General features: G+C 62.3%; 25 protein-coding genes and 1 other RNA gene. 13 read left to right on the top strand and 13 right to left on the bottom strand.

Annotation, left to right across the window (positions count from 1 at the left end; genetic code table 11):
• Positions 1-35: 35 nt before the first annotated feature.
• From J5M73_RS02070 to J5M73_RS02050, 5 genes are read right to left on the bottom strand one after another with little or no spacing between them, the layout of a single operon-like run.
• Positions 36-1,253, bottom strand: a complete 1,218-nt coding sequence (locus J5M73_RS02070; RefSeq protein ID WP_162884162.1) for a 2-octaprenyl-3-methyl-6-methoxy-1,4-benzoquinol hydroxylase — start codon at positions 1,251-1,253, stop codon at positions 36-38.
• A 9-nt stretch (positions 1,254-1,262) separates the two neighbouring features.
• Positions 1,263-1,748, bottom strand: a complete 486-nt coding sequence (locus J5M73_RS02065) for a DUF4442 domain-containing protein (protein ID WP_102862183.1) — start codon at positions 1,746-1,748, stop codon at positions 1,263-1,265.
• Positions 1,741-2,928, bottom strand: coding sequence for a 2-octaprenyl-6-methoxyphenyl hydroxylase (gene ubiH / locus J5M73_RS02060; RefSeq protein ID WP_102862184.1), 1,188 nt, complete (start codon positions 2,926-2,928; stop codon positions 1,741-1,743). The genes J5M73_RS02065 and ubiH overlap by 8 nt, the downstream gene beginning before the upstream one ends.
• Positions 2,925-4,259, bottom strand: coding sequence for a Xaa-Pro aminopeptidase (gene pepP, locus J5M73_RS02055; protein ID WP_102862185.1), 1,335 nt, complete (start codon positions 4,257-4,259; stop codon positions 2,925-2,927). The genes ubiH and pepP overlap by 4 nt, the downstream gene beginning before the upstream one ends.
• 23 nt (positions 4,260-4,282) lie before the next feature.
• Positions 4,283-4,840, bottom strand: coding sequence for a YecA family protein (locus tag J5M73_RS02050; RefSeq protein WP_102862186.1), 558 nt, complete (start codon positions 4,838-4,840; stop codon positions 4,283-4,285).
• Positions 4,841-5,074: 234 nt separating this feature from the next.
• Between J5M73_RS02050 and J5M73_RS02045 the strand changes: the two genes are divergently transcribed.
• The 4 genes from J5M73_RS02045 (at position 5,075) to J5M73_RS02030 (ending at position 6,501) form a co-directional block, all read left to right on the top strand.
• A complete protein-coding gene (locus tag J5M73_RS02045; protein ID WP_011064144.1) occupies positions 5,075-5,284 on the top strand; it encodes a TIGR02449 family protein in 210 nt (69 codons plus the stop codon).
• Positions 5,281-5,604, top strand: coding sequence for a cell division protein ZapA (locus tag J5M73_RS02040; RefSeq protein WP_016962902.1), 324 nt, complete (start codon positions 5,281-5,283; stop codon positions 5,602-5,604). The genes J5M73_RS02045 and J5M73_RS02040 overlap by 4 nt, the downstream gene beginning before the upstream one ends.
• A 23-nt stretch (positions 5,605-5,627) precedes the next feature.
• Positions 5,628-5,806, top strand: a non-coding RNA gene (gene ssrS, locus J5M73_RS02035) — 6S RNA.
• Positions 5,807-5,895: 89 nt separating this feature from the next.
• Complete coding sequence (locus J5M73_RS02030) at positions 5,896-6,501, top strand: 5-formyltetrahydrofolate cyclo-ligase (protein ID WP_102862187.1); 606 nt, start codon at positions 5,896-5,898, stop codon at positions 6,499-6,501.
• A 33-nt stretch (positions 6,502-6,534) separates the two neighbouring features.
• Here the strand turns inward: J5M73_RS02030 and J5M73_RS02025 are convergent, their stop codons facing one another.
• Entirely contained in the window at positions 6,535-6,831 is a 297-nt protein-coding gene (locus J5M73_RS02025; RefSeq protein WP_102862188.1) for a hypothetical protein, read from the bottom strand.
• A gap of 47 nt (positions 6,832-6,878) precedes the next feature.
• Between J5M73_RS02025 and J5M73_RS02020 the strand changes: the two genes are divergently transcribed.
• The 4 genes from J5M73_RS02020 (at position 6,879) to J5M73_RS02005 (ending at position 12,307) form a co-directional block, all read left to right on the top strand.
• Positions 6,879-7,328, top strand: a complete 450-nt coding sequence (locus J5M73_RS02020; RefSeq protein ID WP_102862189.1) for an EVE domain-containing protein — start codon at positions 6,879-6,881, stop codon at positions 7,326-7,328.
• 184 nt (positions 7,329-7,512) lie between these two features.
• Positions 7,513-8,478 carry an HlyD family efflux transporter periplasmic adaptor subunit gene (locus J5M73_RS02015; protein WP_102862190.1) on the top strand — a complete coding sequence of 322 codons (966 nt, stop codon included), beginning with the start codon at positions 7,513-7,515 and terminating at the stop codon, positions 8,476-8,478.
• Positions 8,475-11,189, top strand: coding sequence for a ribosome-associated ATPase/putative transporter RbbA (gene rbbA / locus J5M73_RS02010; RefSeq protein ID WP_102862191.1), 2,715 nt, complete (start codon positions 8,475-8,477; stop codon positions 11,187-11,189). The genes J5M73_RS02015 and rbbA overlap by 4 nt, the downstream gene beginning before the upstream one ends.
• Complete coding sequence (locus J5M73_RS02005; RefSeq protein WP_102862192.1) at positions 11,189-12,307, top strand: ABC transporter permease; 1,119 nt, start codon at positions 11,189-11,191, stop codon at positions 12,305-12,307. Before rbbA ends, J5M73_RS02005 begins: the two co-directional genes overlap by 1 nt.
• Before the next feature lie 101 nt (positions 12,308-12,408).
• On the opposite strand, the gene J5M73_RS02000 is transcribed toward J5M73_RS02005, so the two are convergent.
• Positions 12,409-12,816: a flagellar basal body-associated protein FliL gene (locus J5M73_RS02000; protein WP_102862193.1), complete on the bottom strand. Its 408-nt coding sequence runs from the start codon at positions 12,814-12,816 to the stop codon at positions 12,409-12,411.
• A gap of 158 nt (positions 12,817-12,974) precedes the next feature.
• On the opposite strand from J5M73_RS02000, the gene J5M73_RS01995 reads away from it, so the two are divergent.
• Positions 12,975-13,952 (top strand): NADPH:quinone oxidoreductase family protein, encoded by a 978-nt coding sequence (locus J5M73_RS01995; RefSeq protein ID WP_102862194.1) that lies wholly within the window; start codon positions 12,975-12,977, stop codon positions 13,950-13,952.
• 12 nt (positions 13,953-13,964) lie between these two features.
• On the opposite strand, the gene J5M73_RS01990 is transcribed toward J5M73_RS01995, so the two are convergent.
• From J5M73_RS01990 to J5M73_RS01965, 6 genes are all read right to left on the bottom strand, one after another.
• Positions 13,965-14,615 (bottom strand): gamma-glutamylcyclotransferase, encoded by a 651-nt coding sequence (locus tag J5M73_RS01990; RefSeq protein ID WP_102862195.1) that lies wholly within the window; start codon positions 14,613-14,615, stop codon positions 13,965-13,967.
• Positions 14,616-14,827: 212 nt separating this feature from the next.
• The gene (locus tag J5M73_RS01985) at positions 14,828-15,796 is read right to left on the bottom strand and encodes a CDP-6-deoxy-delta-3,4-glucoseen reductase (protein WP_102862196.1); all 969 of its coding nucleotides are present in this window, start codon (positions 15,794-15,796) and stop codon (positions 14,828-14,830) included.
• A complete protein-coding gene (gene ubiD, locus J5M73_RS01980; protein WP_011064155.1) occupies positions 15,796-17,262 on the bottom strand; it encodes a 4-hydroxy-3-polyprenylbenzoate decarboxylase in 1,467 nt (488 codons plus the stop codon). The genes J5M73_RS01985 and ubiD overlap by 1 nt, the downstream gene beginning before the upstream one ends.
• Positions 17,263-17,387: 125 nt before the next feature.
• The gene (gene rho / locus J5M73_RS01975; RefSeq protein WP_017125454.1) at positions 17,388-18,647 is read right to left on the bottom strand and encodes a transcription termination factor Rho; all 1,260 of its coding nucleotides are present in this window, start codon (positions 18,645-18,647) and stop codon (positions 17,388-17,390) included.
• A 247-nt stretch (positions 18,648-18,894) separates the two neighbouring features.
• Complete coding sequence (gene trxA, locus J5M73_RS01970; protein ID WP_016967174.1) at positions 18,895-19,224, bottom strand: thioredoxin TrxA; 330 nt, start codon at positions 19,222-19,224, stop codon at positions 18,895-18,897.
• Between the two features lie 120 nt (positions 19,225-19,344).
• Positions 19,345-20,049, bottom strand: coding sequence for a FadR/GntR family transcriptional regulator (locus J5M73_RS01965; protein WP_102862197.1), 705 nt, complete (start codon positions 20,047-20,049; stop codon positions 19,345-19,347).
• A 255-nt stretch (positions 20,050-20,304) separates the two neighbouring features.
• Between J5M73_RS01965 and J5M73_RS01960 the strand changes: the two genes are divergently transcribed.
• Genes J5M73_RS01960 through J5M73_RS01945 form a run of 4 tightly spaced genes read left to right on the top strand, consistent with a single transcriptional unit; the run spans position 20,305 to position 23,148 of the window.
• Complete coding sequence (locus tag J5M73_RS01960) at positions 20,305-21,090, top strand: transporter substrate-binding domain-containing protein (protein WP_102862198.1); 786 nt, start codon at positions 20,305-20,307, stop codon at positions 21,088-21,090.
• 21 nt (positions 21,091-21,111) lie between these two features.
• On the top strand, positions 21,112-21,780 hold the full coding sequence (locus tag J5M73_RS01955) for an amino acid ABC transporter permease (RefSeq protein WP_102862199.1): 669 nt from the start codon (positions 21,112-21,114) through the stop codon (positions 21,778-21,780).
• Positions 21,777-22,427, top strand: a complete 651-nt coding sequence (locus J5M73_RS01950) for an amino acid ABC transporter permease (RefSeq protein ID WP_102862200.1) — start codon at positions 21,777-21,779, stop codon at positions 22,425-22,427. The genes J5M73_RS01955 and J5M73_RS01950 overlap by 4 nt, the downstream gene beginning before the upstream one ends.
• Positions 22,414-23,148 carry an amino acid ABC transporter ATP-binding protein gene (locus tag J5M73_RS01945; protein WP_102862201.1) on the top strand — a complete coding sequence of 245 codons (735 nt, stop codon included), beginning with the start codon at positions 22,414-22,416 and terminating at the stop codon, positions 23,146-23,148. Before J5M73_RS01950 ends, J5M73_RS01945 begins: the two co-directional genes overlap by 14 nt.
• The last annotated feature ends 10 nt before the right edge of the window (positions 23,149-23,158 follow it).

Here is a 23,158-nt window from a genome sequence, read left to right as displayed (position 1 = left end):
CCGTCCGCCAGGAAGCTTCGCCGGCCAGCCGGCGCCTACGCTTGGGCCAGCTCTGGTAGATCGCCGCTCAGGCCCAGTGCCTGACGCACGAACAGCGCCTTGGCCTCGGGCATCTGGTCGACCATCTTCAGGCCAGTGTTGCGCAGCCAGCGCAGCGGCAACGGATCGGCCTGGAACAGCCGCTCGAAGCCTTCCATGGCCGCCATCAGCGCCAGGTTGTGAGGCATGCGCCGACGCTCGAAACGGCTCAGCACCTTGAGCTCGGCCAAGCGCTCGCCACGGCTGGCCGCTTGCAGCAGCACTTCGGCCAGCACTGCGGCATCGAGGAAACCCAGGTTGACCCCCTGTCCCGCCAGCGGATGAATGGTATGGGCGGCGTCGCCGATCAGGGCCAGGCCTTCGGCCACGTAGCGCTTGGCGTGGCGCTGGCGTAGCGGCACGCAAAGCCGAGGGTCGGCGCTGAGCACGGTGCCCAGGCGACCTTCGAAGGCGCGCTCCAGCTCAGCACAAAACGCGGCGTCATCCAGGGCCATCAAGCGCTCGGCCTCGGTGGGCGTGGTGGACCAGACAATGGAGCACCAGTCGTGCTGCCCGTCCCGTACCAACGGCAGAAACGCCAACGGGCCGGTGTCGGTGAAACGCTGCCAGGCGGTCAGTTGATGGGGCTGGCTGCTGCGCACACTGGTGACGATGGCGTGATGCAGGTAATCCCACTCCCGGGTAGCACAACCGGTCAGGCGACGCACGGCCGAGTTGGCGCCATCGGCGGCGATGACCAAAGGCGCTCGCAGGACCCGGCCGTCCGCCAGGGTCAGCAGCCAGTCATCGCCGGAGCGGCGCATCTGCTCCAGGCGGGCATTGGCCAACAAACCGATGTCGCACTCGTGCAAACGCTCAAGCAAGGCATCCTGAACCACGCGGTTCTCGACGATATGTCCCAACACCTCGGCATGCACGCTGGAGGCCGAGAAGTGAATCTGCCCGGTGCCGCTGCCGTCCCAGACCTGCATGTCGCAGTAGGGGCTGCTGCGCCGTGCGGCAATACCGTCCCAGGCGCCAAGGCGCTGCAGAATCCGCTGGCTGGCGGCCGACAAGGCACTGACCCGGGGTTCGAACGGCAACTCGGCGTCGAAGGGTTTGACACTCAGGGAGCCGCCATCGAGCAGCAGCACTTCCAGGCCGCTGCCCTGCAACGCCAACGCCAAGGCACTGCCGACCATTCCAGCTCCGACAATCAGCACATCTGCGCGCATTTCCATGCTTTAGGCCTGTCTCGCTTGCGGCTTGAGCCGCACATAAAGGGTTTTATCGACCCGCGCCACCAGGGTGCCGGAGCCGTCATGAATCTCTACCTGCAACTGCGGCAGGTACTTCTCGCCCGTTGCGGTCTGCTGGCGCACTTCGTCGAGCAGCGCCTGGTCAATGCTGAACCGAGCAAACACCGGCCCCTTGCCCGGGGCGATGAAGTCGATGGCCGCGGCCTTGTCCCAGACGATGTAGTCGCGTCCCAGGTTCTCCATCAGCATCAGCATGAAAAACGGGTCCACCATCGAATACAGGCTGCCGCCGAACTGGGTGCCGACATAGTTGCGGTTGTACCAGCCCAGACCCATGGAGACCTGGACTTCGCGGAAATCCGCGCTGATCTGGCGAACCCGCACACCTGCCCCCAGATAGGGCGGATACAGGTTCATCACCCAGCGCAGCAAGCGTGCCTTGCCGACGCGTCGAGTCAGCCACTCACGCATCCGGACGAGTGCCCAGGCCCATGGCCTGGCGCGCGAACCAGCGCTTGGCCGGGGGCAGCAGGTCCAGTCCGAGCAAGCCAAGATTGCGCCCCACCGACAGCAGGGGCAGCTTGCTGCCGAACAGCCGCGTGACCTGATCGGAAAAACCCACGGTCAGGCTCTGGTCCAGGCGCTGGCGCTCGCGATAAGCCTGCAGCACGGCAAAATCGCCCGGCAGTTGTTCGCTGGCCAGCAAGGCATCCGCCAGGGCCTGGGCATCACGCAGCGACAGGTTGAAGCCCTGTCCGGCAATCGGATGCAGGCTGTGGGCGGCATTGCCCAGCACCACCAGATGGGAGCGCACCTGCTCTTCGGCTTCTACCAGGGACAGCGGATACAAATGCCGAGCACCCACTTGTTTCAAGGTGCCCAGGCGATAACCGAATACGCCCTGCAATTCGCTGAGGAAACTACGGTCATCCAGGTCGGCCAGACGCTGAGCGTCCATGCCCTGGCGGGTCCAGATCAGCGCGCAGCGGTTTTCCGGCAATGGCAGCAACGCCATCGGTCCGTCATCGGTGAAGCGCTCGAAGGCCATGCCGTTGTGGGCTTCGCTGGGGGTAATGTTGGCAATCAGCGCGCTCTGGTTATAGGGGCGATTCTTGACCCCGATACCCAATTGTTCGCGCAGGCCGGAGCGGCCACCGTCGGCGAGCACCGCAAGGTCGCATTCCAGTGTGGTTTCGTCATTCAGGGTCAGGCGATAGCCGCCTTCCAGAGGCTCCAGGCGAGTGACCTCCGCCGGACAGCGCCAGCTGATCACGTCCTTGTCCAGTCCTTGCCACAGGCATTGACCGAGCCAGGCGTTTTCCACCACATAACCCAGGGCCGGAACCCCTTCTTCCATGGCCGACAGGCGCGCAGTGGAAAACCGCCCACGGTCGGACACATGAATCTGCTTGATCGGCTCGGCGCGCCGGGAGATCGCTTGCCACAAGCCCAGGCGCTGGTAGATCTGTCGGGCGCCAAAGGACAGTGCCGAAGAACGCGCATCGTAGCTGGGCTGGAAGCTGTCGCCGGGGGCGAAGGGTTCGATCAGCACGATCTTCCAGCCCCGGGCCTTGGCTCCGGCCTGCAGAGCCAGGGCCAGGCTTGCGCCGACCAAGCCGCCACCGATGATGGCCAGATTGACCCGGCTCATGAGGCCTGAACTCGGGCTGCTGCCATCAGCGCCTCGATCTCGGCGACGCTTTTGGGCACGCCGCTTGTCAGAATTTCACAGCCCTGCTTGGTCACTACCACGTCGTCCTCGATGCGCACGCCAATGCCGCGCCACTTCTTCGCCACTTGCTGGTTGTCCGGGGAGATGTAGATGCCCGGCTCCACGGTCAGCGCCATGCCGACCTCCAACACCCGCCACTCGCCGCCGACCTTGTATTCGCCGACATCGTGTACATCCATGCCCAGCCAATGCCCGGCGCGGTGCATGTAAAACGTCTTGTAAGCCTCGCTGGCAATCAGCTCGTCGACTGCGCCTTCCAACAGACCCAACTTCACCAGACCGGCGGTGATCACCCGGACCGTTGCCTCATGGGCCTGGTTCCAGTGCTTGTTCGGGGCGATCTCGGCAAACGCCGCTTCCTGGGCCGCCAGCACCAGTTCGTAGATCGCCTTCTGCTCGGGCGAGAACTTACCGTTGACCGGCCAGGTCCGGGTGATATCACTGGCATAGCAGTCGATTTCACAACCAGCGTCGATCAACACCAGATCACCGTCCTTGAGCAGGGCGTCATTCTGTTGGTAGTGCAGGATGCAGCTGTTGCGCCCGGCAGCGACGATGGAACCATAAGCCGGCATCTTCGCCCCGCCCTTGCGGAACTCGTAGTCCAGCTCGGCTTCCAGACTGAACTCGTGCAATCCGGGGCGACTGGCCTGCATGGCCCGGATATGGGCCTGGGCGGAAATCCGTGCGGCTTCGCGCATCACCTTCACTTCCGCCGCCGATTTATACAGGCGCATGTCGTGCAGCAGATGATCCAGGGCAACGAATTCGTTCGGCGGCTGGGCGCCAAGGTGCGCTTTAGAGCGGATCACGTTGATCCAGTCCATCAGGTGGCGATCGAACTCGGGGTTGCTGCCCATGGCCGAATAGACCCGGTCACGACCTTCGATCAGCCCCGGGAGAATGTCATCGATATCAGTGATGGGAAACGCATCGTCCGCACCGTAGTCACGGATCGCGCCTTCCTGACCAGCCCGCAGGCCATCCCACAGTTCCCGCTCGGCATTGCGCTCACGGCAGAACAGCACGTACTCACCATGCTCGCGACCGGGCATCAGCACGATCACGGCCTGGGGCTCGGGAAAACCGCTGAGGTATTGGAAATCGCTGTCCTGGCGGTAGACGTGCTCCACATCGCGGTTGCGAATGGCCACGGCCGCCGCCGGCAGGATCGCGATGCTGTTGGGCTCCATCTGCGCCATGAGCGCCTTGCGGCGACGGCTGTATTCCGCTCTAGGGATATGAATCATGGGCAGATGCAGTTCCCTGTCAGTCAGTGCAGAGAAGGCTTGGCAGCCGGTGCAACGGTCTTGTTGGTTTCGGTGAACAGCAGCAATGGCGCGACCCGCAGGTACTCCATCACTTCCATGTAGTCGCTTTCACCGTCGTCGGACTCTTCCAGCGCATCCTGTACCTGAGCGATGGCTGCAAGGTCCTGCAACACTTCCGTGGCCTCGACGCTCAGGGCGCTGCTGTCACGGGAATTGAGGCCGAAACCGGCGAGGAAACCCTGGCACCACTGGCCCAGGGCCGCGGCACGTTCGGTCAATGGCGCGTCGTCGCTGGGCAGCAGCAGGACCACGGTCATGTCGTCGCTGGTGAGCTCGCCCTTGACCATTTCCTGCAGGCCGATCAGGGCGTTGCGCACATTTTCTTGTGGCTCGCCTTCGAGCAGCTCGGAAGCGTCCACCAGCCAGCCGTCGACCTCGAAGCCGGCGCCAGCGCAGCTACGGCCCAGCAACAGGCCGTGCAATTCGGCAGGAGAAACAGGATGACCGCTGCTGCTGAGCAGGGTGGCGAAGGCGTTGTACGGGGAATTCTGAATGGGCATGGGCAGCTAGGCGCCAAGCGGCGCAATGTCTAGAATGAAGGCCTTGTATCGTAGGGCGTGTCATCATTCATTGCCAGCGCCGCGTTGCGCCTTGCGCCCCGTTACAACGGTCCGCGGGGCCTGGGGCGACGGACAGATTGCCGACCGACAGCACCCGATGCGCCAGGACTGTTCGGGCCGTCCAGGCGCTGCCCAGCCAGTTGCCACTCATCAGACCAACTTCAGTGGGACACAATGGAAGACACCGACCTGCACGCACTGATGGCCAGACTCGAACTGCTTATTACCCGGGTCGAGCAACTAAAGAGTCAAAACGCACTCTTATTAGCTCAGGAAAAGACCTGGCGCGAGGAACGCGCGCACCTCATTGAAAAAAACGAAATCGCCCGGCGTAAGGTCGAATCGATGATTTCGCGCCTCAAGGCCCTGGAGCAAGACTCATGAGTTCAAGCAATAGCGTTACCGTGCAGATCCTCGACAAAGAGTATTCGATCATCTGCCCCCAGGAAGAGCGCAGCAATCTGGTGAGCGCAGCCCGTTACCTGGACGGCAAGATGCGCGAGATCCGTAGCAGCGGCAAAGTCATCGGTGCCGATCGCATCGCGGTCATGGCCGCGCTGAACATCACCCACGATCTGCTGCACCGCCAGGAGCGTCCGGACGTGCAGGCCAGCGCCACCACTCGCGAACAAGTGCGCGATCTTCTGGAACGCGTCGACCTGGTCCTGGCCACCGATTCGGACGCAAGCAAGGCTGATTCCTGACAGCGGTTGCGGTATACTCCCGCCACTCCCTGGGGTGCTTGCCAGTTGGCGATGTCCCTGAGCCGATTCGCACTACCCTGGAAGTTGCACGTTGGGCTGGTGTGCATGTCCGCTAGACGGAAAGCCTTAAAGCCTGCTGCATCTTCCGCCTTGAACTTTCGGGTTCAAGGGCTAAGTCGACAGCGGTTCGCCTGGGGAGCCTGAATTCTCAGCCAATGCCAGTTATCCATGCTGGCATTGGTTTTTCCGGGTAGGCTGTTCTGCCATGTCCGACTTTCCATAGCCTCATCCATGACCGAACCTGCGCCGCTTTCCCGCCCGCAACTTCGACGCATGCTGCGTAAAGCCCGTCGCTCCCTGACACCTGCCCAGCAACGCCAGGCCGCCAGCGGGCTGTACCGCCAGTTGGCGCAGAATCCAGTGTTTCTCCGAGCCCGACACCTGTCCCTGTACCTGCCCACTGACGGAGAGATCGATCCGCGCCTGCTGCTACGTGCCGCGCAACGCCGGGGCAAGGCCACCTACTTGCCAGTGCTCAGTGCCTGGCCACGGACCAAGATGGTCTTCCAGCGCGTACGGCCCGGAGAAAAACTGCGCCCCAACCGCTTTCGCATCCTCGAACCCAGGATCAACGTCGCACGCCAACGCAAGGTCTGGGCGCTGGATCTGGTGCTCCTGCCCTTGGTGGGATTTGACGAAGACGGTGGACGCCTGGGAATGGGCGGCGGCTTCTACGACCGCAGCCTGGCTTACCTGGCGCGGCGCAAGAGCTGGCGCAAGCCGAAGCTGCTGGGGCTGGCCCATGAATGTCAGAAGGTCGCGAGACTGGATCAGGCCAGCTGGGATGTGCCGCTACAGGGCACCGTGACTGATCAGGGATGGTACTGCGCCCGATAGACGTCGCGCTGGCTCAGCGACGCCGGGACGGATTCAACGCTTGAAGGGTTGCGGCTGTTGGGCAATCTCGATCGGGGCATCGGTCTTGTTGGCCCATAAGCTCTGCGCATAACCAGTGGTCACAACGCCCAAACCGAACAAAATAACCAAAATCCATAGTAAATCCGGTTGGCGTTTCATCGATTGCCCCCCCTCGGGCAAGTCACACACGATGACAGCAACGGTTTCCATAACAGGCCGTGCAGCAGCGTCAAGCTTAAAATCCCGGCATTCTGCGATAACGTGAACCGACACGCAAATGCTGGCGTCAACCGACTGTCGGTTTGTCATAAAATCCTCCGACAACCTGCCCAACCACCCTTTGGAGGGTAAGAAACATGGCCTATTGGCTGATGAAATCCGAGCCAGACGAACTCTCGATCCAGGACCTGAACAAGCTTGGAAAGGCCCGTTGGGACGGTGTGCGCAACTACCAGGCACGCAACTTCCTGCGCGCCATGGCCGTCGGCGATGAGTTCTTCTTCTACCACTCCAGTTGTCCGGAGCCAGGCATCGCTGGCATCGGCCAAATCATCAAGGCGGCCTACCCGGACCCCACCGCCCTGGAACCGGACAGCGTCTATTTCGACCCCAAGTCCAGCGCCGAGAAAAATGCCTGGAGCGCAATCGACGTAGCCCACGTGGAAACCTTCAACAAGGTCCTGCGCCTGGACTATCTCAAGCAGCAGACTGCCCTCGCTGAAATGCCCCTGGTGCAAAAAGGCAGTCGCCTGTCAGTCATGCCAGTGACCGCAGAGCAATGGGCGGCTGTGCTCTCTCTACGTTGAGCAACCCGCCCCGGTGTGCCGTGGCCTAGCAAGCGCAACGGCACTGGCGCCAGTTTTTTGCCCCGATCGCCATGCAGCCTGCGAACAATAGGTTTAGGCTTGGCCCTTTCATTTGACGAGCATCAAGCGGGTAAAAGCCTTGATACGTCAGACTAGGACGCTATAGCCGCAGGACGCAGAACACATGTCGACGAACCACCGTTCTTCCCGCCTTTTCGCTGTCTCCCTCTTGATTCTGTTGCTCGCCGCTGGTGGCTTCGGTTACTGGAAATCCCTCCAGGATCGTCTGCCGGAAGGGCTGAGCATGGGCAATGGCCGTCTCGAAGCCACTGAGGTGCAGATCGCCAGCAAGATTCCCGGACGCCTGGCGGAAGTGCGGGTCAATGAAGGCGACAAAGTGCTCCAGGGCCAACTGCTGGCCCGGATGGATACCCGCACCCTGGAAGCCCAGCGCAGCCAGGCCGAAGCCGAAGTGCTGCGCGCCCGGGAAAACCTCTCCGCCGCAGAAGCCAACGTGCAACTGCGCCAGAGCGAATTGCTCCTGGCCAATCAGGAACTCAAGCGCTCCCAGGAACTGTTCAGGCGCGGCTTCGCCAGCCAGCAGATCATCGATCAGCAACAGGCACGGCTGAACACCGGCAATGCCGCCGTGCTGGCGGCCCAGGCCCAGGTTGCGGCGGTCAAGGCCGCTATCGGCGCCGCCCTGGCCCAGGTTGCGCAGCTCACCAGCGAGATCGACGACAGCAGCCTGCGAGCCCCCATCGACGGCATCATCCAACTGCGTCTGGCCGAGCCTGGCGAAGTCCTGGGTGCCGGCGGCCGAGTACTGCTGTTGATCGACCCCAACGACCAATACATGAACCTCTACTTGCCAGCCTCGGTCACCGGGCGCCTGACGGTGGGCGATGAATCGCGGATTGTTCTCGACGCCCTGCCCAACCAGCCACTGCCGGCAAAGATCAGCTTCGTCGCGGCCAAGTCGCAATTCACCCCCAAAGAAGTGGAAACCCGTGACGAACGCCAGAAACTGGTATTCCGGGTCAAGGTGCGCCTGACTCAACCCGCCGCCGTGCCCCAGGCCAAACCGGGCATGCCCGGTGCCGGTTATGTGCGCACAGCCACCGTGGACTGGCCGGCTAACCTGCAATGAATGCCCTGGCGCTGCACGCCACCGGCATCAGCCATCGCTACGGTGCCCAGCAGGCTCTGATCGACATCAGTTTCAGCCTGCCGGCAGGCACACGCTGCGGTCTGATCGGTCCTGACGGTGCCGGCAAGTCGAGCCTTCTCGGGCTGATTGCCGGGGTCAAGAAGCTTCAGCAAGGCGAGCTCGAGGTACTCGGCGGAGCCATCTCCCAGCGCCGCCACCGCAGAAGCCTATACCCGCGCATCGCCTTCATGCCCCAGGGGCTGGGGGGCAACCTGTATCCCGACCTGTCCATTAGCGAGAACATCCGCTTCTTCGCCACCCTGTTCGGCCTGCCACGTGACGAATGCGACCAGCGCATGCACAGCCTGTTGCTGGCCACCGACCTGCTGCGCTTTGCCGAACGCCCGGCGGGCAAGCTGTCCGGTGGGATGAAACAGAAACTCGGCCTGTGCTGCGCGCTGATCCACGAACCGGATCTGTTGATCCTTGACGAGCCCACCACCGGGGTCGACCCGCTTTCCCGCCGACGCTTCTGGGAACTGGTGGAGGATGTGCGCCAGCAACGACCACAACTGACCCTGTTGGTGGCCACCGCCTACATGGAAGAAGCCGAACAGTTCGAGCATTGCCTGATGCTCGACCAAGGCAAGTTGATCGCCCAGGGCCTGAGCCGGGAGCTGGCGCAGGTAACGGGCAGCGGCAAGCTGGACGATGCCTTCACTCACTACCAGGGCGACAGCGGCCATGACAATCAGCCACTGGTGATCCCGCCACGTTCTGGCGATAACCAGGACATCGCCATCGAGGCCCACGAGCTGACCCTGCGCTTCGGCGACTTCACCGCCGTCAACAAAGTCAGCTTCGCCATCGGTCGCGGGGAGATCTTCGGCTTCCTCGGCTCCAACGGCTGCGGCAAGACCACCACCATGAAGGTCCTCACCGGGCTGATGCCCGCCACTGAAGGCAGCGCCAAGTTGCTGGGCAATCCGGTGGACGCCAAGGACCTGGCCACCCGCAAGCGGGTCGGCTTCATGTCCCAGAGCTTTTCCCTGTACGGCGAACTCAGCGTGCGCCAGAACCTGGAGCTGCATGCCCGCCTGTTCGACCTGCCGAAAGCCGAGAGCGGCCCACGCATCGAGGAACTGATCCAGCGCTTCGACCTGGGCGCAATCGCCGAGCAGCAATCCGGCGCCCTGCCCCTGGGTCTGCGCCAGCGCCTGTCCCTGGCCGTGGCGGTGCTGCACCGCCCGGAAGTGCTGATCCTCGACGAACCCACGTCAGGGGTTGATCCGGCAGCCCGTGACGATTTCTGGCGACTGCTGATCGAACTGTCCCGGGAACAGGGCGTGACCATCTTCCTGTCCACTCATTTCATGAACGAAGCCCAGCGCTGCGACCGCATTTCGTTGATGCACGCCGGCAAGGTATTGGCCTGTGACACACCAGCGGCGCTGCAACAGCAGTTTTCCGGCGACACCCTGGAAGCCGCCTTCGTCCGCTGCCTGGAAGAAGCCCAAGGAGCCGCGGATGCAGCGCCACCTCCGGCGGCTGCCGCCAGCCACGCCATCGCGCCTCCGCGCTCGGGCCTGAGCCTGGCCCGGCTGCTGGCAGTGGCCACCCGGGAAGGCAAGGAGCTATTGCGGGACAAGGTGCGCTTGGGCTTTGCCCTGCTGGGGGCGATCTTCATGATGGTGATCTTTGGCTACGGCATTTCCCTGGATGTGGAAAAGCTCGCCTTCGCCGTCTACGACCAGGATCAGACGCCGCAAAGCCGCGCCTATCTGGAGGCTTTTCGCAGCTCACGCTACTTCGAGGAAAAACCCACCATCCGCAGCTCCGCCGAACTGCATCGGCGCCTGCAGCGCTCGGAGATCAAGCTGGCCCTGGAAATCCCTTCCGGCTTTGGCCGCGATCTGTATGCCGGGCGCCAACCGACGGTGGCCGCCTGGCTGGACGGCGGCATGCCGTTTCGCGCGGAAACCAGCCGCAACTATGTCGAGGCGGTACACCAGGCCAACCTCGAACTCCTGGCCGAACACAGCAGCCCGGCACTGAACACAAGATCCGCCGCCAAGCTGGAAACACGCTTTCGCTACAACCAGGACGTGGTCAGCGTCAACGCCATCGGGCCCGGGGTCATGGCGCTGATCCTGGCGTTCATTCCGGCCATGCTCACCGCCCTGGGCATCGTTCGCGAGAAGGAACTGGGCTCGATCACCAACTTCTATGCCACGCCCCTGACCCGCCTGGAGTTCCTCCTGGGCAAGCAGGCGCCCTACCTGGCCGTGAGCCTGATCAACCTGGGATTGCTGGTGGCCATGAACCGCTGGCTGTTCGGCGTGCCCTTCAAGGGCAGCGGACTGACCCTGGCCCTGGGCGGCGTCCTCTACGTGCTGGCCACCACCAGCATGGGCCTGCTGATCTCGGCCTTCACCCGCACCCAGATCGCGGCGATCCTCGGCACCATGATCATCACCAGCCTGCCGACCATCCAGTTCTCCGGGTTGATCGTGCCGCGCTCGTCCCTGGAAGGCTCGGCGGCGATCATGGGGCAGTTGTTCCCCGCCGGGCACTTCCTCGACATCGCCGTCGGCACCTTCACCAAGGCCCTGGACCTGCGGGAGCTATGGCCTCAGTGCCTGGCACTGATCGGGTTCTTCCTCGGTTTCACCGGGCTTAGCCTGGTCATGTTGAAAAAGCAGGAGGTCTGATGAACAGGCTCGCCCATATCCTGCGCCTGGGTCTGAAGGAGCTCACCAGCCTGCGTCACGACAGTGTCTTGCTGTTGTTCCTGTTCTACGCCTTCACCGTGGCCATCTACCTGCCGGCAGCCGGCTCGGTCATTGGCGTACACAACGCCAGTGTGGCCCTGGTGGATGAAGACCACAGCGCACTGTCACGACAATTGGCAGAGGCCCTGCAACCGCCGGAGTTCCAGAACCCGGTCGCCTTGCCCTACGACCAACTGGACAAGGTGATGGACAGCGGCCAGTACACCTTCGTGATCAACATCCCTGCCAACTTCCAGAGCGACCTGCTGGCCGGCCGTCAGCCGGCGGTGCAGGTCAACGTCGACGCCACCGCCATGAGCCAGGCGTTCATGGGCGCCGGCTACATTGGCCGAATCTTCCAGCGCGAGTTGCTCAACTATGCCAACCAGGCGGATGCAGCGAGCAAGGCCCCGGCCCTGATGACCACCCGCGCGCTGTTCAATACCAACCTGGAGGGAGGCTGGTTTCTTGCGGTGATCCAGATCGTCAACAACATCACCATCCTGGCCATCGTGCTCACCGGAACCGCGCTGCTGCGCGAGCGCGAGCACGGTACCCTCGACCACTTGCTGGTACTGCCGCTGACGGCCCTGGAGATCATGCTGGCGAAAATCTGGAGCAATATGCTGGTGGTGGTGCTGTGCACCTGGATATCGCTGGAAGTGATAGTCAAAGGCGTGCTGGGCGTGCCGCTGGCGGGCTCGATGGGGCTGTTCCTGATGGTCACCGCGTTGTATCTGTTCGCCAGCACCGCACTGGGGATCTTCCTTGCCACCCTGGCCCGCTCCACCCCGCAGTTCGGCCTGCTGGCGATCCCGGTGATCATCCCGATGCTGCTACTGTCCGGTGGCAGCACACCGCTGGACAGCATGCCGCAATGGCTGCAATGGGTGATGCAGGGCTCGCCATCAACACACTTCGTCAGCCTCAGCGCAGCGATCCTGTTTCGTGATGCGGGCGTCAGTGTGGTCTGGCCCGACCTGCTGGCCCTGGCGACGATCGGTCTGCTGTTCTTCGCCATTGCCCTGGCGCGCTTTCGCAAAAGCCTCGCCTCATGAGCCACACGCTGTAGGAGCCGACTGGCCGGCGAAAGGGCCCTCAAGCCCCACGTCGCCCTCTCGGACGCCTTCGCTGGCCAGCCAGCTCCAACAGCTGAGCGTTACTGGATGATCAGGTTGTTGAACAACAGGTCTTCCACCACCGGCTTGCCGGTTTCGTCATTCATGACTTGCTGCACCTGCTTGAGGGCTTCCTGGCGCAGCTTTTCCTTGGCCTCGACGTTGTTCATGGTGTCGACGGTCTGCTGGGCAAACAGCGCCACCAACTGGTTGCGGATCAGCGGCTCATTGGCCTTGACCGCCTGGGCCGAAGCGTCGCCGGTCACCCGCAGGGCCACGTCAGCCTTGTAGACCTTGAGCTTGGGGCCGCCATCCAGGCCGTAGTTACCGACAAAGGGCGGGCTCAGGCTGATGTAGCTGACTTTCGGTGCTTCGCCTTCTTTAGCCTCTTCAGCCCCGGCTGCCATCGGCAGGGAGAGGGCCAGCAGCAACATGATCCACGCTTTCACAATTCGCTCCTTAATCCGGTTTGCGGCCTAGCATAAAGGCCCGCCCGCCTGAGCCCAAGCACAAGCTTATGGCTGACCATCAGGGCCGGGCATGCTCGTTGACCGCCTGATTCACACTCCTACACTTATCGGCCACCACTCCCAAAGGAATAGCCCTGATGAAAGCCGTGCTGTGCAAAGCCTTCGGCCCCGCCGAAACGCTGGTGCTGGAAGAGGTCGCAAGTCCCGTGCCGAAGAAGAACGAGGTCCTGCTGGACGTGCATGCCGCAGGGGTGAATTTTCCGGACACCCTGATCATCGAGGGCAAATACCAGTTCAAGCCACCCTTCCCCTTCTCCCCGGGCGGCGAAGCGGCCGGTGTCATCAGCGCAGTGGGCGAGAAAGTCAGCCATCTCAAGGTCGGCGATCGGGTCATGGCCCTGACCGGCTGGGGCAGTTTTGCCGAACAGGTGGCGGTGCCGGGCTACAACGTATTGCCCATTCCCGCCGCCATGGACTTCAACACCGCTGCCGCCTTCAGCATGACCTACGGCACCTCGATGCACGCCCTCAAGCAACGGGGCAACCTGCAGCCGGGTGAGACCCTGCTGGTGCTCGGTGCCTCGGGCGGGGTCGGGCTGGCGGCGGTGGAAATCGGCAAGGCCATGGGCGCCAGGGTGATCGCCGCCGCCAGCAGCGCAGAAAAGCTCGCCGTGGCCAAGGCCGCCGGTGCCGATGAGCTGATCAACTACAGCGAAAGCAACCTGAAGGACGAGATCAAGCGCCTGACCGATGGCAACGGTGCCGACGTGATCTACGACCCGGTGGGCGGCGACCTGTTCGATCAGGCGGTGCGCTCCATCGCCTGGAACGGTCGCTTGCTGGTGGTGGGCTTTGCCAGCGGACGCATTCCCGAATTGCCGGTGAACCTGGCGCTGCTCAAGGGCGCGGCGGTGGTGGGCGTGTTCTGGGGCTCCTTCGCTCAGCGCCAGCCTCAGGACAACGCGGCGAACTTCCAGCAGCTGTTCGGCTGGTTCGCCGAAGGCAAGCTCAAGCCGCTGGTGTCCCAGGTCTATCCTCTGACGGCAGCCGCCCGGGCCATCGATGATCTGGGGCAGCGCAAGGCAGTGGGCAAAGTGGTGGTGCAGGTCCGCTGAGGCCGGCTTCCGTCAATAGGCCACAGCACCCTTGCAGCGCTTGAGCCGTGCCTCCAGGTTGCGATCCGGCATGGCGTGGCTGCGCAGGGCTTGAATGGTCTGTTCAACATAATCGCGGGTGGTGCCATAACGCCCGCAAGCGCTTTCGAACACCTGGCTCAGTACATGATCCGGCAGATTGCCGGCATAGCTGGGCAGGTGCCGCTCCAGCACAAAACCCAAGGCCTGGACCTGACTGCCATCCTCGAGACGGCAGTTGAGCCAGTGCGGACGGTAAGAGGGATAAGGCATTTCACGCTGCCACAGGGCATACAACGAGGCATCCAGATGCTCCTCCGGCAGCCGGTAGGCGAAGCCGCTACAGGAGCCGCCACGATCCAGGCCAAACACCAGCCCCGGCAGTTCAGGCGTGCCGCGATGCTCGTGGGACCACAGGTACAGACCGCGATGATAACCATGCACCCGGCCACGCATGCGCTCGACCGCCGAACACTCCGGGCGCCAGATCAATGAACCGTAGGCAAACAGCCAGACCGGGCCGCCCTTGTGCCGGGCCATGGTGGACTGCATGGAGCTGAGAAGTTGTTCGTGGGTCAGCTGCGGCCCCAGATCGAGCCGCGGAGGGTAAGCCAGATTCAGATAACTGGATTCAAGGGCTGTCATGGCGAATAGCGTTCGGCTCCCCGCGTAAAAGAAGTTACTTAATAGAACGCTTGGCAGTAACTACAAGACACATAAGTTTCAAGGCAAGTTAAGTGCCACTAGAGCAGCACTCAAGTTGAAGGCTTATATATAACCTACCGGCATTTATTTAATTAGATAAATACCGATGGGCTATATACAGAGTTATAACGAAGGGCAAGGACCCGATGCAGTCAGGGCCGCGGGGCGTAGGCGAACACGTCCGCACGCATCTGATGGGCATCCATCCCGGCATTCACCAGAGCGTCCAGGGTGGCGTAGATCATGGCTGGCGAGCCGCTGGCGTAGACATGCACCGACGACAGGTCGGTGATGTCCTCGCAAACCGCCTCATGCAGCATGCCGCAGCGCCCCTCCCAACCGCACAGGTCGCTGACCACCTTGTGCAGATAGAGATTAGGCAGTTGCTGCCACTCATCCCAGTGTTCCAACTGATAGAAATCTTCCGGCCGGCGTACGCCCCAATACAGGTGCACCGGATACTTGAAGCCTTTGGCTCGGCAGTGCTCGATCAGGCTGTGCATCTGCGCCATACCGGTACCGGCAGCGATCAGCACCAGCGGGCCCTGCGGCAACTCGGCCAGGTGAGTGTCGCCAAAAGGCAATTCGACCCGAGCCATGCGGTTGCGCTGCAACTGCTCCATCAAGCTCTGCGCACTGTTTTCGCGCACCAGCACATGCAGCTCCAGATCACGCCCGCAATGGGGCGCTGAAGCCAGGGAGAAGGCCGACTTCTCGCCGTTATCCCGCTCCAGCATCAGGTACTGGCCCGCATGATAGCGGGGTGGCTTGCCGGCCGGCGCTCGCAGCCTGACCCGCCAGACATCGCCGCCGACCTCAAGGCACTCAGTGAGCTGACACGACAAGCTGCGCACCGGCAACTCTCCCAGCGCAAGGACGCCATCCCACAGCACAATGCAGTCTTCCAGCGGCTCTGCAATGCAAGTGTAGAACTCACCATGATCACGCACATCGCCGGCTTGCTGCACACTGCCCTCCACCAGCAGGGCCGCGCACACGTGACAGTTGCCATTGCGGCAGCTCTGCGGGCATTCATAGCCCAAGCGCCGCGCCGCATCGAGAATCCGCTCGCCGGGCAGCGTCTCAAGCACCGCTCCGGAGGGCTGCAAGGTTACACGCATCAATCTATTCCTAACTGATTCCAGATGGCATCGATCCGGCGGGTGACCGCCTCATCCTTGACGATGACCCGGCCCCACTCTCGGGTGGTTTCTCCGGGCCACTTGTGGGTGGCATCGAGCCCCATCTTCGAGCCCAGGCCGGACACCGGCGAGGCGAAGTCGAGGTAGTCGATCGGGGTGTTGTCGATCATCACCGTGTCGCGCTTGGGGTCCATGCGCGTGGTGATGGCCCAGATCACATCGTTCCAGTCCCGGGCATTGATATCGTCGTCGGTGACGATAACGAACTTGGTGTACATGAACTGTCGCAAAAACGACCAGACCCCCAGCATTACCCGCTTGGCGTGGCCCGGGTACTGCTTCTTCATGGTCACCACCGCCATGCGGTACGAGCAGCCTTCTGGCGGCAGGTAGAAGTCGGTGATTTCCGGGAACTGCTTCTGCAGGATCGGCACGAAGACTTCGTTCAGCGCCACGCCGAGAATCGCTGGCTCATCCGGCGGCCGGCCGGTGTAGGTGCTGTGATAGATCGGCTTGATGCGATGGGTGATGCGCTCCACGGTGAACACCGGGAAGCTGTCGACTTCGTTGTAGTAGCCAGTGTGGTCGCCGTACGGGCCTTCGTCGGCCATCTCGCCGGGATGGATCACCCCTTCAAGGATGATTTCGGCGGTGGCCGGGACTTGCAGGTCGTTGCCACGGCACTTCACCAGTTCGGTGCGGTTGCCCCGCAGCAGGCCGGCGAAAGCGTATTCGGAGAGGCTGTCCGGCACCGGGGTCACGGCGCCCAAGATAGTTGCCGGGTCCGCGCCCAGGGCCACGGACACCGGGAACGGCTGGCCCGGGTGCTTCTCGCACCACTCGCGGTAATCCAGGGCGCCACCACGATGGCTCAACCAGCGCATGATCACCTTGTTGCGGCCGATTACCTGCTGACGATAGATGCCCAGGTTTTGCCGGTCCTTGTTCGGCCCCTTGGTCACCGTCAGGCCCCAAGTGATCAGCGGACCGACGTCGCCTGGCCAGCAGGTCTGCACCGGCAGCATGCCGAGGTCGACGTCGTCGCCTTCGATCACCACTTCCTGGCAGACCGCATCCTTGACCACCTTGGGCGCCATGGAAATGATCTTGCGGAAGATCGGCAGCTTGGACCAGGCATCCTTCAAGCCCTTGGGCGGCTCCGGCTCCTTGAGGAACGCCAGCAGCTTGCCGATCTCGCGCAGTTCGCTGACGGCTTCGGCGCCCATGCCCAGGGCCACGCGCTCGGGGGTACCGAACAGGTTGCCGAGCACGGGGATGTCATAACCGGTGGGGTTTTCAAACAACAGGGCCGGGCCTTTGGCACGCAAGGTGCGATCGCAGACCTCGGTCATTTCCAGCACTGGGGACACCGGAACCTGGATGCGCTTGAGTTCGGAGCGCTGTTCCAGGCCGCTGATAAAGTCGCGCAAGTCGCGATACTGCATGCGTGAGCCTCGTTTTCGCCGTGGCATTCGGGGCAGGCAGTTTAGCGCCGAACCCACAGGTTCAGAATAGAGAATGTCAGATAGCAAAAAGCCGGGTTTCCCCGGCTCTTGCTGGCCTGATCGATTTACTTGCGTTTCATCGACAGGAAGAACTCATCGTTGGTCTTGGTCTGTTTCAGCTTGTCGACCAGGAACTCGATGGCAGCGACTTCATCCATGGGATGCAGGAGCTTGCGCAGGATCCACATGCGCTGCAGTTCGTCGTCGGCCGTCAGCAACTCTTCGCGGCGGGTGCCGGAACGGTTGATGTTGATGGCCGGGAAGACGCGCTTTTCAGCGATCTTGCGATCCAGGGGCAGTTCCATGTTGCCGGTACCCTTGAACTCTTCGTAGATCACTTCGTCCATCTTCGAGCCGGTTTCAACCAGCGCGGTGGCGATGATGGTCAACGAGCCGCCTTCTTCGATGTTCCGCGCGGCGCCGAAGAAACGCTTCGGTTTCTCCAGGGCGTGGGCATCCACACCACCAGTCAGGACCTTGCCGGAGCTCGGGATCACGGTGTTGTAGGCACGGGCCAGACGGGTGATGGAGTCCAGCAGGATCACCACGTCCTTCTTGTGTTCGACCAGGCGCTTGGCCTTCTCGATCACCATCTCGGCCACTTGCACGTGACGGGTTGGCGGCTCGTCGAAGGTGGAGGCAACCACTTCGCCGCGCACAGTGCGCTGCATCTCGGTCACTTCTTCCGGACGCTCGTCGATCAGCAGCACGATCAGATGAACTTCAGGGTTGTTGCGGGTGATGTTCGCAGCAATGTTCTGCAGCATGATGGTCTTGCCCGCCTTTGGCGGAGCAACGATCAGACCACGCTGGCCTTTACCGATCGGAGCGCACAGGTCGATGACACGACCGGTCAGGTCTTCGGTGGAACCGTTGCCGGCTTCCATCTTCATGCGCACGGTCGGGAACAGCGGCGTCAGGTTTTCGAACAGAATCTTGTTCTTGGCGTTCTCGGGACGGTCGTAGTTGATGGTATCGACCTTGAGCAGCGCGAAGTACCGCTCGCCTTCCTTCGGAGGGCGGATCTTGCCAACGATGGTGTCACCGGTACGCAAGTTGAAGCGACGGATCTGGCTTGGCGAGACGTAGATATCGTCCGGGCCGGCCAGGTAGGAGGCGTCGGAGGAGCGGAGGAAGCCGAAGCCGTCCTGGAGGATCTCCAGCACGCCATCACCGGAGATTTCCTCACCGCTTTTCGCGTGCTTTTTCAGCAGGGAGAAAATCACGTCCTGCTTGCGCGAACGGGCCATATTTTCTATGCCCATCTGTTCGGCCAATTCGAGCAGTTCGGTAATCGGCTTTTGCTTGAGTTCAGTCAGATTCATATAGGAATGACGTAATCATTTATAGAGGGGGGAAATTAAGCTTTTGGCTTAATGAGGCCGCGCCGCAGAGAAGGCGACAGGATCGCGTACTTATTCGAAAAGGAGAGCGTCGGCGACGGCTTGCAGGGGGCACTGGAGAAACCAGTGCGGGGCCGAATGTAACACCTGAGTTTCGGAGCGTCTAGCCCTCAATTACGAAAAAGCCCCGCGTTTTGCGGGGCTTTTCCAGGGCACTGAAAATCGACGCTTAGATGTTGGCGTCGAGGAACGCTGCCAACTGCGACTTGGACAGTGCGCCGACCTTGGTGGCTTCGACGTTGCCGTTCTTGAACAGCATCAGGGTCGGAATACCACGCACGCCATGCTTGGCCGGGGTTTCCGAGTTTTCGTCGATGTTCAGCTTGGCAACGGTCAGTTTGCCTTTGTAGGTTTCAGCAATTTCGTCCAGAACCGGAGCGATCATTTTGCATGGGCCGCACCACTCAGCCCAGTAGTCGACCAGTACAGCGCCTTCGGCTTTGAGTACGTCGGCCTCGAAGCTGGCATCGCTGACGTGTTTGATAAGATCGCTGCTCATGGAATTCTCCAGGTTGTAAGCAAAAAAACGTGGCCCATCATATCCGCCCTTCCCGCGTTCAGGAAGCCGGAGATGATTGACTCTAACTATGGTGCCCCATGAGTTTGGGTATAGCTCAGCTCACGAAGATGTGGGGGTGACAAAGGCGATTCCAGTGCGCAGAGCGGCATTGCGCACATGCTCCTGCATGGCCTTTTGTGCCGCCCCCGAAGCGTGCCGGGCCAGGGCGCGGAGGATCTTGCGGTGCTCCTGCCACGTCTCCATGGCCCGCTCGGGTCGGATGAACGGTAGTTTCTGACTTTCCAGGAAGATCTCGGCGCTGGTGCTGAGGATGCTCAACATCGCCTGGTTGCCACTGGCCAGGAGAATCTTCTGGTGGAACTCGAAATCCAGCCGCGCCGCCGCCTCGAAATCCCCGACCCGCAATTGGCAACGCATGGCCTCGACATTGTCTTCCAGGGCATCCAGCTCATCGGCGGTCAGGGTCACTGCCGCCAACCCCGCGGCAAACCCCTCCAGGGCATAGCGCAACTGAAAGATATCCACAGGCGAAGCCTGAGCGGCGAACGGCCAACTCAAGCCGGCACCGGCTGCCGCTGCCTCGGGAGCCTGGACGAACACCCCCTTGCCCGGCTGCACACTGATCACCCCCAGCGCGCTTAAGGATGACAACGCCTCACGCAGCGACGCCCGACTGACCCCCAACTGCAGCGCCAGATCCCGCTGCGAAGGCAGCGCATCACCGGGGCCGAAGCCCTGCTCGCTGATCAACTGGCGAATGGCTTGCAGCGCCACTTCGGGTACGGCACGAGTAATCGAATTCATGGGCTTGAGGCTGGCCAGTGCAGGAAAAGCTCCCTTGTAAAGCTATTCGCCGAACCCGGCAAGTCGTGCCCCAAGGGGGTTCGAGGGTACGACCCCATGCCCGATCCGAGTGCGAAAAAACACCCAACTGTTCAGACCAGTAAGACCGACCAAAGCCAATAAAACCCATATTTCCAGGGCCTTTTCCGCGTGTTGGCATGGCCTGTGCTCTGTCGCCACACAGAAACCACTTCCTACGACTTGCGGAGATTCGCCATGACCAAACGCTGTAGCGCCCTGCTCTCTGCCCTGTTTGCCAGCCTGCTGCTGGCCCAGGCCCCAGCCCAGGCCAATGCCCTGGACGACGTGGTGGCCCGCGGCACCCTCAAGGTCGCCGTGCCTCAGGACTTCCCGCCCTTCGGCTCGGTGGGCCCGGATATGCAGCCCCGGGGCCTGGACATCGACACCGCGCGCCTGCTGGCCGAGCAGCTCAAGGTCAAGCTGGAGCTGACCCCGGTCAACAGCACCAACCGCATTCCGTTCCTCACCACCGGCAAGGTGGATCTGGTGATCTCCAGCCTCGGCAAGAACCCGGAACGGGAAAAGGTCATCGACTTCTCCAAGGCATACGCACCCTTCTACCTCGCAGTCTTCGGCCCGCCCGAGGCGGCCATCGCCGGCCTTGACGACCTCAAGGGCAAGACCATCAGCGTCACCCGAGGCGCCATCGAAGACATCGAGCTGAGCGCCGTGGCCCCACAAGGCGCGACCATCAAGCGTTTCGAGGACAACAACTCCACCATCGCCGCCTACCTCGCCGGCCAGGTCGACCTGATCGCCAGCGGTAACGTGGTGATGGTCGCCATCAGCCAGCGCAACCCGAAACGCATCCCGGCGATGAAGATCAAGCTCAAGGACTCCCCAGTCTACGTCGGCGTCAACAAAAACCAGCCGGAGTTGCTGGACAAGGTCAACCAGATCCTCAGTGCCGCCAAGGCTGACGGCGCCCTGGAGAAGAACTCCCAGTTGTGGCTCAAAGAGCCGCTGCCGGCTGACCTCTGATCGGCGCCCCGGAGCTTGAGCATGGCTTATCAGTTCGACTTCCTGCCGGTGCTGGAAAATACCGGCCTGCTGCTACGCGGCGCCCTGTTCACCCTGGAGTTGACCGCCATAGGCACCCTGCTGGGGGGCAGCCTGGGGATAGCCGGGGCTCTGGTGCGGGCCTGGAAGATCCAGCCCCTGGCGGCGATCTTCGGCGTCTACGTCGAGCTGATCCGCAACACGCCGTTCCTGGTGCAGTTGTTTTTCATCTTCTTCGGCCTGCCATCCCTGGGCCTGCAGATCTCCGAGTGGCAGGCGGCGGTGCTGGCGATGGTGATCAACCTCGGCGCCTACTCCACGGAAATCATCCGCGCCGGCATCCAGGCCATTCCCAAGGGCCAGCTGGAAGCCGCCGCAGCCCTGGCCATGAGCCGCTTCGAAGCCTTTCGGCACGTGGTGCTGCTGCCGGCCCTGGGCAAGGTCTGGCCGGCCCTGTGCAGCCAGATCATCATCGTCATGCTGGGCTCGGCGGTGTGCTCGCAGATCGCCACCGAGGAGCTGAGCTTCGCCGCCAACTTCATCCAGTCGCGCAACTTCCGCGCTTTTGAAACCTACGCCCTGACCACGCTGATCTACCTGTGCATGGCCCTGCTGATCCGCCAACTACTGAACTGGTTCGGCCAACGCTACATCCTGAGGAACGGCCGATGAGCGACTTCACCTTCTGGGACATCCTGCGCAACCTGCTCAGCGGCCTGCAGTGGACCCTGTTGCTGTCCCTGGTGGCCTTTGTTGGCGGCGGTGTGATCGGCCTGCTGGTCATGACCCTGAGGATCTCCGACAAGACCTTTGCCCGCGCCTTCGCCCGCACCTATATAGAACTGTTCCAGGGCACACCGCTGTTGATGCAGTTGTTCCTGGTGTTCTTCGGTATTGCCTTGCTGGGTGTGGATATCTCACCCTGGCTGGCGGCCGCTATCGCCCTGACCCTGTTCACCAGCGCCTACCTGGCGGAGATCTGGCGCGGTTGCGTCGAGTCGATCCCCCACGGGCAGTGGGAAGCCTCGTCGAGCCTGGCGCTCAATCCCTATGAGCAACTGCGCTACGTGATCCTGCCGCAAGCGCTGCGTATCGCCGTGGCGCCCACCGTGGGTTTCTCGGTGCAAGTGGTCAAAGGCACTGCGGTGACCTCGATCATCGGTTTCACCGAGCTGACCAAGACCGGCGGCATGCTGGCCAATGCCACCTTCGAGCCCTTCATGGTCTACGGCCTGGTGGCCCTCGGTTACTTCCTGCTCTGCTACCCCCTGTCCCTCAGCGCGCGCTACCTGGAAAGGAAACTGCATGCCTCTGCTTAGAATCTCCGCCCTGCATAAATATTACGGCGAGCACCATGTGCTCAAAGGCATCGACCTGAGCATCGAGGAGGGCCAGGTAGTGGCAATCATCGGTCGCAGTGGCTCGGGCAAGAGCACCCTGCTGCGCACCCTCAACGGCCTGGAGTCGATCAACGACGGGGTGATCGAGGTCGACGGCGAGTACCTGGACGCTGCCCGCGCCGATCTGCGCAGCCTGCGACAGAAGGTCGGCATGGTGTTCCAGCAGTTCAACCTGTTCCCTCACCTGACCGTGGGCGAGAACGTGATGCTGGCCCCGCAAGTGGTGCAGAAGGTGCCCAAGGCCCGGGCTGCCGAGCTGGCGCGGCAGATGCTGGCCCGGGTTGGCCTGGCGGAGAAGTTCGATGCGTTTCCGGATCGACTGTCCGGCGGCCAGCAGCAACGGGTCGCCATTGCCCGAGCCCTGGCGATGTCGCCCAAGGTGCTGTTGTGCGATGAGATCACCTCGGCCCTGGACCCGGAACTGGTCAATGAAGTGCTCAGCGTGGTGCGCCAACTGGCCCGGGACGGCATGACCCTGATCATGGTCACCCATGAGATGCGCTTTGCCCGGGAAGTGGGCGACAAGCTGGTGTTCATGCACCAGGGCAAGGTGCATGAAGTGGGAGATCCCAAGCAGCTGTTCGCTCATCCGCAGACCGCCGAGCTGGCGAACTTCATTGGCAGCACCGAGCAGGCTTGAGGCTCCCGTG

It is taken from the genome of Pseudomonas sp. 50_B (genome assembly GCF_017491625.1).
In the GTDB taxonomy this organism is placed as follows: Bacteria; Pseudomonadota; Gammaproteobacteria; order Pseudomonadales; family Pseudomonadaceae; genus Aquipseudomonas; species Aquipseudomonas danubii.
The sequence above is the reverse complement of the archived record's forward strand: the minus strand, read 5'-3'. Positions and strand labels throughout refer to the sequence as shown.